Below are 15,060 nucleotides of genomic sequence, written 5' to 3' on the forward strand. Positions count from 1 at the left end.
CGCTCCTGGCACAGCAACTCGAGGGCACGGTGCCTCTCCTCCCTGTGCGGGGTCCCTGACAGACCTCGTCCTTGTCCAGAGGTACACGGGCTCCTGATGACGCCCTTCGGGATCCCGCCAAGGACACAGCGAACGGACCGGTCACCGACCGCGTGACCGCGTCCGCTGCGCCTCTCTCCCCATGGCGCTCTGTCGGCGGCATGGCCTGCTTGGCCCGCATCGGTCGCCTCCATCCCTCGCGCCGGAGCCCCTCCGGTGAACCGGGGCGTCAGCTGCTCGCCATCGAAGAGGAGTGGCTGCGCCGGCAAGGGGGCCTCGGCATGCGAACGCGTGATTCGGCTCGCAGAATGGAGGGAGGAGCCATTGGCGGATGTCTCTGCCAAGTTTCTCTCGAGGAGGGGGATAACTACTCGAAGGTGAGGTTGGGCTGATCCATTGGTCGTGCTCCTCGGCCGACGCCGACTGCAACATCGTTGCGTGAACTGACCGCGCTTTATACCTGTGCGTCCGCGACGCTCTGCGGTCCTGTAGACCCATCTGTGGCACGCAAGAGGCACTTATGAATGAGAAACAAGGAACTGGGCAGTACCAGCCAGAGGAGCCAGGGGTCCAGGTGGTGGCCATCCCCCCTGGGAAACTGGACGACGCGAGAGAGGCCGTGAAATCTCTGCTTGCGGAAGGCGAGGAGTACGACGAAACGCTGCGATTGAGCGGAACGGGCTGTCGACACACAACGAATGGCGATTTGCATTGCGGTGACACCGACCCGACATAACGTGCTGGGGCAGCCCCTGTGACGCGAAGTTCAGGATCGCGACGGGAAAGAGGGAGTTTAATGGATCCGCACGAACGGGCGGAAATTGCGGGCCGACCGCTTCCATTCATCATGCAAGTCGCTGGCGAATGGATCGACGTGAGCGACATTCCCTTCCCGAACGATCCTGCTCTCCTATTTCGGGATCGAGTTCCCCTGACTGGAAATCTCAACGTCACCGCAGGCGGGTCAGACGTTGAATTCTCGGACATCGGCGTGGCGTCGTGATCCTGATCATTTCCGATCAGGATCACGACGGCCACGTCGCATCCGTCAGATCGGAACTGTCACGCAGGGGCGAGGAATTCCGGATCTTCGATCCAGCCACGTACCCAGAGTCTTCCACCTTGACCTTGGAGAGTGTACCAACGGGTGTGCGGGCATTCCTTAGTTGGGATGGTAGCGAGCTGGATCTAACTCGCGTCAAGAGCGTTTGGTACCGCCGACCTGGCCCATTTGCCCTGTCGGATGAGCTGACGGCGGAGGAGGATAAATGGGTCCGCTGCGAATGCGATCATCTGTTTCGCGGAGTTTGGGGGAGTCTGCACGGGCTATGGGTGAGCTACCCTGACGCGATAAAACGGTCAAGCGTGAAGATGACGCAGCTCGACATGGCCATGAAAATGGGGTTCTGTGTACCTCGATTCACCGTTACGAATGACGTTGACGTAGCCTTGCAATTCATCTCCTCGTGTGATGGAGGGGTCGTAGTCAAGGTCCTAGCAAATCCGGCAATCAACTATTCGGAGCAAGCCTGCACGCTGTACACGCATTTGATCTCCAAGAAGGACTGCGATCTGATCGATTCGGTACGATTCGGCCCCACATTCCTCCAGGAATTTGTCGAAAAATCAATGGACGTGCGCGTCACTGTGTTTGGTGAAGAGTTGTTTGCTGTCGGCATCGAATCGACATTTCTGGCGGACGCGCGCGTAGATTTTCGGCGAGCAAATATATACGACCTTCCGCACGTGGTCCTGACGTTGCCGGAAGGCTTGCAGTCGATGTGTATCTCGATGGTGAGGCGCCTGGGTCTCAACTTCGGAGCGATCGATCTCATCCTCACGTCGGACGGCCGATATCTGTTTCTGGAGATCAACCCAAACGGCCAGTGGTACTGGCTTGAATGGGTGACGGGAGTTCCAATGACTAAGTCGTTGTGCAACCTCCTGGTGTCCGGGAGCGATAGGGAAGAATCGCTCTGCTGGCCAGCCGGACTATCCCTCGACTGAACGGATGGTGCTCGTTATGTCTGTTGACCAGCCCGATCGGTACGATGTGAGCACTATTCGAGAGAATGACCTGTCGAGTGAAACACGGTATGTCTTTGTCCCTGTTGGGACGCATACCGTCCGCGTACCGTCCCACGTGACTGCTCATCTGCAGTCAATCCCCCATGAGGAAAACCCGGCTCTCGATGGCACTCGGGTGTGGATCGGGCATAGCGAGGCCGGCCTAGAGCTCCACTTGGGCGACGTAGATCGTTCCACGCTGGAGGACTAGGGTCCGTCTTCAAACGGATCTTGCCCAGAGCAGGAACGATGCGAGGGTGACCGCCGCTTCGTAGGAAGTGGCGGTCTTCTCGTATCTGGTGGCGATGCCGTGAAAGCCTTTGAGCCGGTTGAAGCAGCGTTCGACGACGTTGCGCTGACGGTAGGCCTGTCGGTCGAATGCGGGTGGCCGGCCTCCTCGGCGGCCTCGGTTGCGGCGGTGGTGCTTCTGGTCGGTCTTTTCCGGGATGGTGAGTGCGATGCCGCGTCTGCGCAGGTAGGCCCGGAACCCGCGGGAGCTGTAGGCCTTGTCGGCGATGACCTGGTCGGGCCGGCAGCGGGGTCGGCCAGGGCCGGTGCGCGGAACCCGGATACGTTCCAGGAGGGGACGTGCGCAGACACTGTCGTGGCGTTGGCCGGGTGTCAGCAGGATGGCGAGGGGCCGGCCGCGACTGTCGCAGGCGAGGTGGATTTTGGTGGTTAGTCCGCCTCGGGATCGGCCGAGGGCGTGATCGTCCGGTTCGTCCGGCCAGTGGATCCCCCTTTTCGGCCGGTGTCGGCGGCGTGCTGGTGGGCTCGGACGATGGTGGAGTCGATCTGGACGGGCCAGTCGATGTCGCCCACTGCGTCCGCACTCGTCTGGACCTGTTGGAGTGCCCGTGTGAACACGCGGTCCAGCGCGTAGCGGCGGAAGCGGGTGTAGACCGTCTTCCACGGCCCGTAGCGTTCCGGCAGGTCACGCCAGGAGACCCCGGTCCGGATCTTGTAGACCATCCCGTTGATGACCTGCCGGTCCGCCACACGCGGCCGTCCCGTTGCGGCACTGGGTATGAGCGGAGCGGGTAACTCCCACTCCAGATCGGTGAGTTCATGACGGTGTATCACCCGAGCATGATCCACCATCCGGTGATCTTTGAAGACGGGCCCTAGTCGTCGATGTACCGGAACTCCGGTCCGTAGGTCTTGCCGCCGCCGCCCGGGACTTCGCGGAGCATCAGGGCCCGAGCCGGGCCCTTGAGAGCGGCCATCGTGGAGACGGCGTCGTCGAGGAGGCCGGTCGCCGTGTCCGGGTCGTTCGCCTGCCAGGCGTCCTCCAGCAGGTCCAGCATCCGGCTGTACGCCTGGTTGCCCTGGTCCAGCTGGACCTGTGTCTCGGCGTCGGGGGTCGGCTGCCCCGGCGCTCCCCAGCCGCCGTCGGGCACCGTGCCCATCGGGCGGGTGCCGGGCATCGCGATGACGTCCCCGGTGAACTCCCACCGGTCCGGGTTCTCGGCGACCTTGACCATCCTGCGCCCGTGGAAGAGCTCGCGGAAGACGTAGAAGTGGGCGAGCTCGTCGGTCGCTCCGGGGTGCGGATTCTGTGGCGAGGCGGAGGTGCCCTCGCCCTGCTCCTTGATCACCGCGATGGCCGCTTCGACGTCGGCGAGCGAGTTGAGTACCACGAGGCTGTTTCCCGCGCCATGGTGCTGCATGTCCCGTTCGAGCTGGTGAGCCCCGGTGATCAGCTCCGCGTGGTCCTGGAACGCCTCCAGGATCGCGGTGTAGAACGCGCCGATGGAGGTGTGCGACCGGGCCTCCGCGGTCGGGTCGTCGGGCTCCTCGATGCGCGCGAACAGATCCAGGGACTCCTTCGACAGCCCGCTCAGGAACACGGTCAGCGACGGACGTACGCCGCCGGGCAGCGGACCGGGATACTTCGGCACCGTGTGCACGTCGCCGAGGCGGGGGACTCCGCCGATGGTGGTGAGCATGTTCCCGGCGAGACCGAGGTGGGACATCTCGTCGAAGACGATCCGCTTGATCGCCTTCAACACGTCCCCGCTCTGCGGCTCGATGGACCACATCGCGGACAAGTACGGAGGAAGGGTGCCGAGTTCCACCATCATCGCCTGCTGAAGCGACTCCTTCAGCCAGTCGGCGTCGCGGCGCTCGGCGGGCTCCTCCATCAGTTCGACGATCCGGTGGCTCCGGTACTCGAGAAGCGGCGTCATGGATAGCCCCTTCCGTGCCGCTTTTGCGCCCTTTCGTTCATGAAAACGGGTAGGCCGGTGGCGTCAGCGCCTTGTCATCGCGCCGTCATCGGTGGGCCGCCGGAATCATCCGGACGTCAGCCCTCCGCCAGGGCGTCCAGCGCGTGCAGCCTCAACTGTCGCAGCCGCTCACGCTCAAGGAGCACCCACTCCTCGTAGCCGGGCAGCAGCTCGCCACCGCCTAGCAGGACCGGTGGCGCAGGGCCGTGCGGCGGCGTCGCTGGTGCCGATTGCCTGCTGTGGTACACCGGCAGGGACGTTTTCACTGTATTTGGCAGAGCGTCTGATCGACGGCTGGTAGCAGGCGCCGCACCGAGAAGGTCTCATCGCCAAGGTTCGGCTCGACCTCCAAGCGCGGACCTCAGCCGTAAAGGCCCGTTCGGATGGTCCACTGGGGAACTCCTATCCCTAGGCCAGCTGGACCGGATTCCCAGTCGAGCATCAAGGTGCTGCCTCTACCTTCGAGTTGAAGGTCGAAGGATACTTCGACGTATGCCCAGATACTGTAGGCGGGCAGCAGCTCATAGCTCTTGAACCAGACCTCAGGAAAGTTGAACCGGCGGTTCATTGCAACATCCAGAGTCTCGCCGTCCTGAGACAGGTTGGCCAAGGTGACTGGCACATGCTTCAGCCCACCGCCCAGATATCTGACTCCCCCGAAAGCCGGGATGTACAGCAAATGCTTCAGGTGCATCCAGCATTTTGACCAGTTGTCACCCGAGAAGAAATCGTTGCCGGTCGCCGCCCGCAGCGTGCCCCGCATGTCGGCGAACGGGGTCGACTTATACCATCCGTCGACCGCGTACGGCAGGCGATTCTCGTGAAGCTCGTACAGTGCCGTCAGCCCGAAGTGGTGGGTGTGAAGCTGCCCGTCAGGGCATACGAGCCAGCCTCCGAAGTAGCGCTTCTCAAAAGCGCCGTCCCAGGACCTCAGTTGTCGGTCCCACCAGTAGTTGCTCGAGTTCCACCAGAACTCGCCAATTGAGCGCCCCGCCTCGACGGCAATTCTGGCGTCACCGACGTCGGGGGAGATGGTTGTGGGGCCTTCCGGCAATGGCTGAAGCCCACGGGTCAACTCGTCCGGCGAGAGCCTTGAATCGATCCCTTGAAGAACGCTCCGGAGTTCCTGCAGCGTTGCCTCGCTAACTCCGGCCTCCTTGGCTGCTTGCTCTCGGAGGGAGCTGAGCTGCTGTCGCTCCTTCTCGGTGGGGCGTGAGCGACGTGCGAGCTCGTCAGCATTACTTACCTCCACCAACCTTCTTCGCTCCAGCTTTTCAACGACCGCTGCGACTTCTTCGGGGAGTCGGCGATCTGGATGCTTGCTGCTTGACGTAATGAGCGCCATTGCTCGTCGCCTCGCACATCTCTGTGTGGCGAAGTCGCTGCCTCACCGAAACTTTAGAGGTAAACACAGACCGCGTGTCATGCTGGTCTAGAGACGAGTCGATGGCTGCATCCGGACGAATAGACGATGCGCCATCACTCGCGCCCGGCTCGTATCGCCTCACGATCAAGTGTGCCACTGCTACGTCTGGCATGCACGTTGGCAAAGTGGCTAGGGTCCGTATTCAAAGATCATCGGGTGGTGGATCATGGTGAGGCGATACGGCGCCATGAACTCACCGATCGGGAGCGGGAGTTACTTGCTCCCCTGATACCGCGGGCTGCTACGGGACGTCCGCGTGTGTCGGACCGGCAGGTCATCAACGGAATGGTCTACAAGATCCGCACTGGGATCTCCTGGCGCGACCTGCCGGAACGCTACGGGCCGTGGAAGACGGTCTACACCCGCTTCCGCTGCTACGCCCTGGACGGCGTGTTCACCGACGCTCTTCAGCACCTCCAGGCCCAGGCCGACACCGTCGGCTACATCGACTGGCTGGTCCAGATCGACTCCACCGTCGTCCGCGCTCACCAGCACGCCGCGGCCACCGGCCGAAAGGGGGCGCCACTGGCAGGACGAACCGGACGATCACGCCCTTGGCCGATCCCGAGGAGGCCTGACAACCAAAATCCACCTGGCCTGCGACAGCAAAGGCCGCCCACTCGCAGTGCTGGTGACCCCGGGCCAGCGGCACGACAGCATCTGCGCACTCCCGCTCCTCGAACGCATCCGGGTTCCGCGCACCGGCCCTGGCCGACCCCGCTGCCGGCCCGACCAGGTCATCGCGGACAAGGCCTACAGCTCCCGAGGCTTCCGTGCCTACCTGCGCAAACGCGGTATCGCGCACACCATCCCAGAGAAGACCGACCAGCGACGTCACCGGCGCAACCGGGGCCAGCGCGGCGGGCGGCCGCCGTCCTTCGACCGGGACATCTACAGGCAACGCAACATAGTCGAGCGCTGCTTCAACCGGCTCAAAGGCATCCGAGGCATCGCCACCAGATACGCGAAGACCGCCGTCTCCTACGAATCGGCGGTCACAATCGCGCCATTCCTGCTCTGGGCAAGATCCGTTTGAAGACGGACCCTAGTTCACCGAACACGCCGGCTGGTCCGCCCAGGATTACACCTACGACGCAACCGGCTGCCTCACTGCCGTCGACGACACCGGCGGCGACATCTGCACCCGCCGCGCGTACGGCTTCGACAAGCGAACCAACCGCACCAGCCTGACCACCATGATCGGCGCCGCAGGCGCTGCCTGCCCGACCATCGGAGGAACCTCTCGCCGACCAGATGAAGATGGCGGCGATGTGGAGTCCGGCGAGGTCGATGGGTGGCGTCTTGTCGTATCGGGTGTCCAGGCCGCGCCACTGCTTGAGCCTGTTGATGCACCGTTCGACGGTGCATCACTGCTTAGGTCCTCTCCCTCCAGCGTGAAGCGTGGCGAGCCAAGGGCAACAATTTCCGCCGTGCCGCTCACGCTCTTGGCTTGGAGTCGACGCCTTCGTCGTCGGCGAGCGAAGCCATTGCTTCCCACATGGCCTCATCGTCGTAGTCCGGCACTACGAGGTCAGGCGTCAGATCGTCGCTGTCGGGATCCAGCTCCTCGGACTGAGCCAGTACTTCGACCAGGAACGTCTGCGCTGCCTTCATCAAGGATGGATCCTCCACCCAGAGCCCGAACTCCAGGCTGTGGCGCGAGCTTTCCGTGCCGTTCGCACTTCCCAGCCATAGCCGGTGAGGTGTGAAGCCGATGACGTCGGCCACACCTCCCAGAGCATCCTCGTCGTGCCACCACAGCTCGCCCAGCAGAAGCATCTTGGTGTGGAGGATCGGGACGAGGTGTTTCCCGGCCTTGCGGTAGCCCAGTGTGCGCACGGCGGAGAGCCGCTTATGTTCCGGCGGCGACCACGGCCCAACCACTGGCGCTGCACCGTCCTGCCGGTAGCGCAGCTCTTCCAGCTCAGGCAGGGCGCGAGTCGGAAAGCCGTCCGCTTCGCGCACGGCCTCTGCCACCTTGCGCAGCCGCTCCTGCTGGTGCTTCCCACGCTGTTGCTTGCTCACGACCACGCATGCCGAGGGGAACTCAGCGATACGCCGTAGCAGCTCGGCGTCGTCCACCCACATGAAGGCCCCGAGCATCGCCGGCCCCAAGCTACGAGACCCCGGCCGCTGCTCGAGATCCCTTTTAAACCTGTCGATCCCCTCAATGAGACCCGCGAGTACGTTCGTTCCAAACTGGGCGGGACGGGTTCCGTCCAGCACCGTCTGGACATTGAACTGGTTTGAAAATGACGGATTCATGCGCCCCCTGCCTTACCACCATTATGACCTGCCGTAACGGACCCCTGATGGAGATCGTCAGACAGCGACCCCGGGGTGGGCTTGAAAGCTGCGCTGCGGTGGCGCCCTTGGCGCATCGCCCAGATCCTGCCTGGTGCACGTCTGGCTCGACTGCTCTCTGACTCAATCGACGGCCCACGACGGCCCTCTAAGGAGCTCGGCGCACCTACCGCCACGGTGCTTGGGCGCGCTGGGCCTGTCGTCGGGCGGAGGCGGCTTCTGTGCGCGCCATGACCAGGAGGTGGGGGAGCCGGCCGGCTGCGTTGGTGTTCCACCAGCAGTGGGCGTCGAGGGAGAAGGCGGCCTTGGGGACGTTGTCGATGGCTTCTTGGTAGACGGCTGGTGAGTCGTGCCAGTCGGTGTCGGCGATCACGTCGAGGGAGCGGCGTGAGAGGCTGTCGAGGAGGGTGAAGAGCCGGGGGAGTGCGGTCAGACGATGTTGGCTGCGGCTGGCCTGACGGACACCACCCGGGTATTGGACCCAGAGGATCTCCTGGGCCAGCCAGGGAAGATCGATCACCTCGCGCCCGTCGTAAGCCACGACCACCGGCTCGGCCATCGACGCAGCGATGCCGACCACCAATCCTCGACCGGTGTGGTGCAGGCGGTCGGCCAGCCGCACCGCCCATGGCTGGTCCTGAAGATCACGCCTGATTGCACGCTCCAGCGCGTCATGGGCACGGGCCCATCGGGCCGCGACAGGTGAAGGACGGGCGTGCTGTTCGGCAGGTGAGAGGTCCATGAGGGCCGTGAGCCACTTCTCGCACCATCGGTCGAAGCCATGCCGGTAGTCGTAGCGGAGCTGGCCTGACGAAGGGCTCTCCAGCTCCTGCGCATCGAGGGCTTCTTCGCAGATCTCTTCCCAGGCCTCCTGCCAGGGCAGTCGGAACTTCCCCGGTCGGCGGCGATGGAAGTCGGTGTGGAGCAAGGACGCCGTGCCGATCAGCAGGAGCTCTTCCGTGGCCTCCCCGCCGCGGTAGGCACCGGCGTGGCGTGCCGCCACCTGGTCCCGGGCTGCTGCCAGGGCCGCGAGCGGTTTACGCAGGAGGCGGTGGGCGTCTTTCGAGTCACGCCCTCCCAGCCCGTGCATCCTGAAGGCGAGCACCCCGCAGTAGGCGTCCAGGTCGTGTCCGGCTACCAGGCGATCGGCCAGTTTGCGGAGCTCCTCCATGCGTGAGACCAGGTGGCGGGCCTCGGTGTAGTAGTCCGGAAACGGGTTGGGGCAGCTCTGGCAGCCTCCCGGCTCGGGAACGTCGGCCATGCTGCCGCGGTCCGGAACGCGCAGGCTGACGCCAGCTCGCTGTGGAGGGACTCGGAACGCTCTGCACTCGGCCGACAGGTGGAGCACTGCACCGGTAGCTGCCTTCCACAGTGGTACGTCCATCCCTGCCAGAGGGCCGAGCGGAACGTCGCGGGCCGTTGGAAGGGATGCCTCGTTCTGTGCTGCAACGCTCGCGGACACGCTCGTGCGCTCCTGCCCTCGGGATGTCGGATGTGTGCCGCATCAGACTGTCGTACGGCCGAGGGCCGCGGGGTGTCTTTCGCCGATCGAGTGACGGGACAGGCCATCGTGCCGACGGCCAGGCCGGGCTGCGCGTCCCGCTGCAGCACACGGCGCTCAGCTCACGCGAGCGAGTGGCGAGTCTCACAATTGAGGGGAGATGGCTCCCATCTCGCCGGGGCGTCCAGCAGTGGAGGTGACGCGTCGTTGGGGACCACGTGGGGACCAGCATCGCCGCACGCCGGTGCACGGCAGGTGCGTTCACGCACGTTAGCCGCCCTTAAATAGTGGCACATGTCCCAATTGTGGCCCCAGCGCAGCCATCTGGGGGTCAAGGGGTCGCAGGTTCAAATCCTGTCGTCCCGACTGTGCGGAAACGCAGGTCGGAGGCCGTTCTCTCATTCGTGAGAGGGCGGCCTTTCGTGCGTCCGGGGGCGTGGTGGTCGCAGTGTGGTCGCCGCCATGCTGGCCGGGGCGGGCGGGCCAGTGGCTCGCGCGCCCGTGGTGAGGCTGTGGTCGATGGTGCCGACGGCTTGGTGGGCGGCTTGTCGGGTGAGGTGGCTGTAGAGGTTCGCGGTGGTCGACGGAGTGGAATGCCGCAGCGTCTTGGCGACCACGGTCAGCGGGACGCCGGCGGCAGGACCTCGAACAGGTCGGCCATCTCGGGATCGGCCTGGTGGCAGTAGGCGAGGAGTGCGCCGCCTCACTCTGCGGTCCGGATCCGTCGCTCTGGCGAGGGCGGCCGGCGCGGGACTGGGGGCGAGGCGGGGTTGTGGGGACGGCGGTGCTGGTGGACGGCGTCGCCGAGAGCGCTGGAGAGGGTGCCCGGGCATCGGTAGAGGGTGGTCCGGCCGCGGCGGGCCGTGAGCTGCCCGGTGACGAAGGCGGGGATGTGGCGGTGGGGGAGCGCGATCGCCCCATGCCATGGCGTCACGCGTGAACCCACCGTTCGTCACGAAGGGCGGAGAGAGCTTTCCCGGGTAGAAGGGGCCGCGAAGAAAGGACGGCCGGTATGGGCGAGTTGTTGATCGGGACGTGTTCATGGACGGACAAGGCGCTGGTGGCCAGCGGGTGGTACCCACCCGGGCGGCGTGACCCGGAGGGGAGGCTGCGGCACTACGCCGAACGCTTCTCCGTCGTGGAGGTCGACGCCGGCTACTACGCCCTCCCCAGCGTGCGCAACAGTCTGCTCTGGAGCGAACGCACGCCGCCGAGCTTCCGGTTCGATGTCAAGGCGTTCTCCCTCCTCACCGGCCACCCGACCCGCAAGACCGCCCTGCCCGCCGACCTGCGCGGCCACACTCTCGGCGACCCGGAGCTGCTCGACGAGGTCTGGCACCGTTTCGGCGCGGCCCTGCGGCCCCTTCGCGAGTCCGGCCGGCTGGGCGCCGTACTGTTCCAGTTCCCGCCGTGGTTCGGTCCAGGCGCGCGGGCGGAGACCATGCTCCATGCCACCAGGAAACGGGCGTACCAGTGGCCGATGGCCGTGGAGTTCCGCCATCCCGACTGGTGGCGCGAGGACCGGCGGGAGCGCACTGCCGCCCTGTTGAGGGACCTGGACGCCACCGCGGTGGCCGTCGACACGGCCCAAGGACTGCCCCTCTCGATGCCCGCCGTCACACCCGTCACGTCCTCGAGGCTCGCAGTGGTCCGCTTTCACGGCCGTAGCGCCGCCTGGGGGACCGGAAGCAAGGAGGACCGCTTCCGCCATTCCTACACGCGGGACGAACTGGCCGCCTGGCTGCCGCGCCTGCGCTTTCTGGCGGACCGGGCCGAGCAGCTGCACGTCCTGTTCAACAACTGCTGCGGTGACGCCGCGGTACGCGCCGCCGAGACGCTGCGCGGTCTGCTGGAAGGTTCCTGAAGCGACCGTCCGGTTACCGCTGCCGCGGTGGCGAGCGGGCGCTCACGCCGCAGCGGCCTGAAACGCAGGTCTATGGCGTTCTCTCCTCCATCAGAGGGGGCCTTTCGTGCGTCCCCGCCCCGCGTCCGCGACGGCGCGGGGCGCCTGCGGGTGACCGCGCCGCGCCGTCACGGGGAAGTCGGCCCATCTCAGGACGTGCTGCTCCACCCGGCGGTCCGGGAGTACGAGTCGAGCAGGTCCACCACGAAGACCAGGGTCGAGTGCGCCGGGATCAACGGTGAGGGCGCCTCCTTGCCGTAGCCGAGACGCGGAGGAACGATGATCTCGCGCCGCCCGCCGACCCTCATCCCCCGCACACCCCGGTCCATACCCTTGATGACCCTGCCGCCGCCCACAGCGAACTTGAACGGCTCGCCGCGGTCCCAGGAAGCGTCGAACTGCGTCCCGGACTCGAAGGTCACCCCTACGTAGTGCACCCGGACCACCATGCCCGGCTTCACCTCGGCCCCGTCCCCGACGATCAGGTCGCGGATGGTCAGCTCGGTGGGAGCTGCACCCTTCGGAACGTCGACCTCGGGCTTCGTCTGCTCACCCATCACAGCCTCATCACTCTCCGCAGGCGACCCGCACGGACCATCCGGACACACGGACTCTCCATGTCAGCCTATGCCGGTCTCGTGGCGGTCACGGACGCTGCTCGGGGGTACCCACCGCACCGGGGCCGCTACCCGGATGTCCCCTCGGCCGGGGGCCGAACAGCGCTGCAATCAACGGCGCCGCCAAGATCGAGGTGTACGCACAGAGGGAACCGGATGGAAGGGCGCCCTCCCTAGAGGGCAGCCTCAGGGGTTCGAGCACTCCCGTGACGAGAATGTCAGACAAGTCGCGGTGATCACGATGGTGCGGGCGCGGCTGAGATTCAACGGAGGAAGACCAACCGTTCGGCAAGTTCGTCGGCAAGTCCCCCGGGGAGGTCGGCGTAGACCTCCAGCTCCTGGACGAAGGCGAAGCCATGGTGCTCGTCGCGGGAGCGGACGACCCGTTCAGCCAGCTCCGGCGTGAAGCCGGGCAAGGTGGCGAGCACCGTGACCGGTACGTGATTGATGGCATCCTCGCCACTCCATCAGGCTACTTCGGTCGTGCCTCGCCCAGCCCTGCACCGGATCCCTGGTGCGGGCACGGCGAGCGATGGACAGCGAGCCGCACCGGCGGGCGTGAGGCTCTGCCGCTTGGCGCTCGCCTACCTGGCCAGTGGCGTGCGTATCGACGATCCGGGCCGTCAGTGGGCTCAAGTCCTGGCCACCGTGCTAGAGCCCGCGGGGCGTGCCCGGCGGTGATCATGCTGTTGGGACAGGGGACAGGGGACAGGGGACAGGGGACAGGGGACAGTTTGGGGTCGTCGTGGGCACCGTGTGGTCACACGCCCGGGCCGGGGCCGGTTCGCCGTGCTGTTGGCGGCGTGCGGTGCGGGAATGAGGTGGCGAACCAGCTTCGGTTCGACCTACGGAGGGCTTCACCGTCGCTCCCGGCGACCTCGACCGCTGCGGTGTCAGTCTGCTGGGCTATTCTTCCCGCCACCGCACAACGACTGTAGGGACCACCAGAATTGACCGGCCTGTCTGCTTTCCCGCTGCCCTTTCACGCCTCCCGTTCCATATCCTTCGCGGCACCGCGAACGCTGCGGGAACTCGAGATGATGCGGTGCAGCGCGCACATCCGGGCGAAGCCGGGGTGGTTCGAGAAGATGAACGACGCCGACATCGTCGCCAGGTGGACGCGAGAGGCGATGGACCAGGGCCTCACCGAAGCGCAGGTTCGTTACGTGCTCGCTGAACTCGCGCACTACGCCGCCCTGCGGGACGGACGAACCGGCATCGAGGTGTCCGCCGTCGACGGGGTGTGGCAGTCGGACACGCTGGTCGACGACACGCTCCGATCCCGGCTGCGCGAGGCCGTTCGGGTGCTGGAGCAGGTCCCCGAAGAAGAGCTGGACTGGCACCCCGGATCCGACGGGCAGGTGCTGGATCTGGTGCATCCCTCACTGTTCTGCCTGGTGAGAGACGTGAGCGGCGCGCCCGAGCGGGCTTGGCAGAACCCGACGGACCGCTACTCGAAGTACGAGTTCTCGGAGAGGTTCCAGTGGCTGCCCACAGACGTCGACGTCAGTGACGAGGGCGATGTCGCCTTCCGTTCGTACGTCAACAACGTGCACCCCGAGACTCATCAGGAACTGGCTGCCGTCCTGCCCGACTTGTTCGCGCGCATGCGCCCGCTGCTGGAGAACGTGCTCACCGATCTGCGCCATCCGCGGCCTCTGCGGATCGAGGCCGATCCCTACGGGTGGTACGACTCGGAACCGGTGCATCCGGACAAGTCCTCCTACAGCGATGCCGCGGCCTACGACGAAGCCCTCCGTGCATGGGAAAGGGCGCTGGACGACTGGTGGGAGAACCGCAGCCCGGTCGTCCCGGACGCCCCGGCCTTCACCCCGCCCGCGTTGCCCGATGAATCCGCCCGAGTCGACCTGCGCGGGCGCCGTCTTCAGGTCATCGTGAAGCTCGCCACCATTCACCTCACCCCGGAGAAGCCCGAGTACCCGGGCGGTTCCTGGCATGTCGAGGGGATGCTGAACGAGCGGATCGTCTCGACCGGCATCTATTACTGGGACAGCGAGAACATCACCGAAAGCCGGCTGAGTTTCCGGGCGGCGCTCGACGACCCGGACTACGAGCAGAACGACGACAACGGTCTGCGTGAGGTCTACGGCCTGGAGAACGAAGACGCACTGAACCAGATGCTGGGATCGGCAGCGACCCCGGCGGGTCGCTGCCTGGCGTTCCCGAACGTCCTGCAACACCGCGTCGGCTCGTTCCGGCTCGCGGACCCCACCCGCTCGGGGCACCGAAAAATTCTCGCCTTCTTCCTGGTGGACCCGTCGGAGAAGATCGTCTCGACATCCGATGTGCCACCGCAGCAACCGTGGTCCGAGACCTCCACCATGACGCTTGAACAGGCCAAGGACTACCGCGAACAACTCATGCGGGAACGCAAGTTCTTCGTCGACGAACACAACGAGCAGCTCTATGAACGCCAATTCTCGCTGTGCGAGCACTGACGGGCCGGGGGGTTATCACCGGGCGGAGACGAGTGATGAGTGACGTGATCGCGAGACGGGTCACGCCATAGGAATCGCGGCGTCCGGAGAATCGCCGCGGGGATGCCCACCGGCGGAGTTCGGCGTGGGTGGGCACCACACAGATCATCGCCGAGGACCGTCAACGTCGAATGTTTCGTCCTTGTGTCCCGTCATGTCCTGCGGCGCTGTGAACTCCTTGACGCATCGCGTCTGCCGGGACCTCGAAGACGATCGCGAGGCCGTCGCGCTCGTTGCCCTGCTCGCCGACGCGTGTGAAGCCGAAGCCCGCGATGGTGGCCGGGGAGGCGGTGTTGACGGAGCTGATCCTGGCCCGCACGGTCCGGACATCGGGTTCGGCGGCGGCCCTGACGAAAGCGCCGACAGCATGGCGCGGGCATAACCCTGGCGGCGGTGCCCGGGCATGACGACGGCGAGGTCACCGTCGGCAAGCGCCCGCAGCGCCTTCGCGCTGAGTTCGACGCAACGGAGGCGTCT

At 65.5% G+C, this 15,060-nt stretch carries 13 protein-coding genes and 1 pseudogene; 5 read left to right on the forward strand and 9 right to left on the reverse strand.

What is annotated here, in order from left to right; all coding sequences use genetic code 11:
• Nucleotides 1-835: 835 nt before the first annotated feature.
• Complete coding sequence (locus ACIRB4_RS16420; protein WP_403291768.1) at nt 836-1,042, forward strand: hypothetical protein; 207 nt, start codon at nt 836-838, stop codon at nt 1,040-1,042.
• Complete coding sequence (locus tag ACIRB4_RS16425) at nt 1,039-2,046, forward strand: MvdC/MvdD family ATP grasp protein (protein WP_403291770.1); 1,008 nt, start codon at nt 1,039-1,041, stop codon at nt 2,044-2,046. Before ACIRB4_RS16420 ends, ACIRB4_RS16425 begins: the two co-directional genes overlap by 4 nt.
• Before the next feature lie 280 nt (nt 2,047-2,326).
• Here ACIRB4_RS16425 and ACIRB4_RS16430 read toward each other — a convergent pair.
• The 4 genes from ACIRB4_RS16430 to ACIRB4_RS16445 all read right to left on the reverse strand — a co-directional run bounded on the left by ACIRB4_RS16430 (nt 2,327) and on the right by ACIRB4_RS16445 (nt 5,679).
• Nucleotides 2,327-3,186 (reverse strand): IS5 family transposase gene (locus ACIRB4_RS16430; protein ID WP_403291866.1). Its coding sequence is split into 2 segments (ribosomal slippage): nt 2,327-2,827 and nt 2,830-3,186, totalling 858 coding nucleotides; the frame shifts between segments, so codons are not numbered across the junction.
• A 44-nt stretch (nt 3,187-3,230) separates the two neighbouring features.
• The gene (locus ACIRB4_RS16435) at nt 3,231-4,295 is read right to left on the reverse strand and encodes a ferritin-like protein (RefSeq protein ID WP_403291771.1); all 1,065 of its coding nucleotides are present in this window, start codon (nt 4,293-4,295) and stop codon (nt 3,231-3,233) included.
• Between the two features lie 116 nt (nt 4,296-4,411).
• Nucleotides 4,412-4,582: a hypothetical protein gene (locus ACIRB4_RS16440; protein ID WP_403291773.1), complete on the reverse strand. Its 171-nt coding sequence runs from the start codon at nt 4,580-4,582 to the stop codon at nt 4,412-4,414.
• A gap of 113 nt (nt 4,583-4,695) precedes the next feature.
• Entirely contained in the window at nt 4,696-5,679 is a 984-nt protein-coding gene (locus tag ACIRB4_RS16445) for a hypothetical protein (protein ID WP_403291774.1), read from the reverse strand.
• Nucleotides 5,680-5,937: 258 nt separating this feature from the next.
• Between ACIRB4_RS16445 and ACIRB4_RS16450 the strand changes: the two genes are divergently transcribed.
• Nucleotides 5,938-6,796, forward strand: a protein-coding gene (locus ACIRB4_RS16450) for an IS5 family transposase (RefSeq protein ID WP_403291868.1) whose coding sequence is annotated in 2 segments (ribosomal slippage) — nt 5,938-6,291 and nt 6,293-6,796 — 858 coding nt in all. Because the reading frame shifts where the segments join, the coding sequence is not laid out codon by codon here.
• A gap of 214 nt (nt 6,797-7,010) precedes the next feature.
• Here the strand turns inward: ACIRB4_RS16450 and ACIRB4_RS16455 are convergent.
• The 3 genes and pseudogenes from ACIRB4_RS16455 to ACIRB4_RS16465 form a co-directional block, all read right to left on the reverse strand.
• A pseudogene (locus ACIRB4_RS16455) lies at nt 7,011-7,124 on the reverse strand (IS5/IS1182 family transposase); the annotation flags it as partial.
• 73 nt (nt 7,125-7,197) lie between these two features.
• Nucleotides 7,198-8,025: a hypothetical protein gene (locus ACIRB4_RS16460; RefSeq protein WP_403291775.1), complete on the reverse strand. Its 828-nt coding sequence runs from the start codon at nt 8,023-8,025 to the stop codon at nt 7,198-7,200.
• A gap of 205 nt (nt 8,026-8,230) precedes the next feature.
• Nucleotides 8,231-9,325, reverse strand: coding sequence for a hypothetical protein (locus ACIRB4_RS16465; protein ID WP_403291776.1), 1,095 nt, complete (start codon nt 9,323-9,325; stop codon nt 8,231-8,233).
• 1,252 nt (nt 9,326-10,577) lie between these two features.
• Between ACIRB4_RS16465 and ACIRB4_RS16470 the strand changes: the two genes are divergently transcribed.
• Nucleotides 10,578-11,429, forward strand: a complete 852-nt coding sequence (locus ACIRB4_RS16470; protein WP_403291777.1) for a DUF72 domain-containing protein — start codon at nt 10,578-10,580, stop codon at nt 11,427-11,429.
• Between the two features lie 188 nt (nt 11,430-11,617).
• Here the strand turns inward: ACIRB4_RS16470 and ACIRB4_RS16475 are convergent, their stop codons facing one another.
• Together ACIRB4_RS16475 and ACIRB4_RS16480 are read right to left on the reverse strand one after the other, a co-directional pair.
• Nucleotides 11,618-12,025, reverse strand: a complete 408-nt coding sequence (locus ACIRB4_RS16475; RefSeq protein ID WP_403291779.1) for an FKBP-type peptidyl-prolyl cis-trans isomerase — start codon at nt 12,023-12,025, stop codon at nt 11,618-11,620.
• 323 nt (nt 12,026-12,348) lie between these two features.
• Nucleotides 12,349-12,534 (reverse strand): ComEA family DNA-binding protein, encoded by a 186-nt coding sequence (locus ACIRB4_RS16480; protein ID WP_403291870.1) that lies wholly within the window; start codon nt 12,532-12,534, stop codon nt 12,349-12,351.
• Nucleotides 12,535-13,035: 501 nt separating this feature from the next.
• Here ACIRB4_RS16480 and ACIRB4_RS16485 point away from each other — a divergent pair.
• Nucleotides 13,036-14,544: a DUF4246 domain-containing protein gene (locus ACIRB4_RS16485; RefSeq protein ID WP_403291781.1), complete on the forward strand. Its 1,509-nt coding sequence runs from the start codon at nt 13,036-13,038 to the stop codon at nt 14,542-14,544.
• Nucleotides 14,545-15,060: the final 516 nt, after the last annotated feature.

This window comes from Streptomyces sp. NPDC093600, from assembly GCF_044764755.1.
Taxonomy (GTDB): Bacteria; Actinomycetota; Actinomycetes; order Streptomycetales; family Streptomycetaceae; genus Streptomyces.

What these genes read in the sequence shown, in the direction of transcription:
- ACIRB4_RS16460 (WP_403291775.1), bottom strand. Translation starts at nt 8,025, where the DNA reads ATGAATCCGTCATTTTCAAACCAGTTCAATGTCCAGACGGTGCTGGAC.
- ACIRB4_RS16435 (WP_403291771.1), bottom strand. Translation starts at nt 4,295, where the DNA reads ATGACGCCGCTTCTCGAGTACCGGAGCCACCGGATCGTCGAACTGATG.
- ACIRB4_RS16470 (WP_403291777.1), top strand. Translation starts at nt 10,578, where the DNA reads ATGGGCGAGTTGTTGATCGGGACGTGTTCATGGACGGACAAGGCGCTG.
- ACIRB4_RS16465 (WP_403291776.1), bottom strand. Translation starts at nt 9,325, where the DNA reads ATGGCCGACGTTCCCGAGCCGGGAGGCTGCCAGAGCTGCCCCAACCCG.
- ACIRB4_RS16420 (WP_403291768.1), top strand. Translation starts at nt 836, where the DNA reads ATGGATCCGCACGAACGGGCGGAAATTGCGGGCCGACCGCTTCCATTC.
- ACIRB4_RS16445 (WP_403291774.1), bottom strand. Translation starts at nt 5,679, where the DNA reads ATGGCGCTCATTACGTCAAGCAGCAAGCATCCAGATCGCCGACTCCCC.
- ACIRB4_RS16475 (WP_403291779.1), bottom strand. Translation starts at nt 12,025, where the DNA reads ATGGGTGAGCAGACGAAGCCCGAGGTCGACGTTCCGAAGGGTGCAGCT.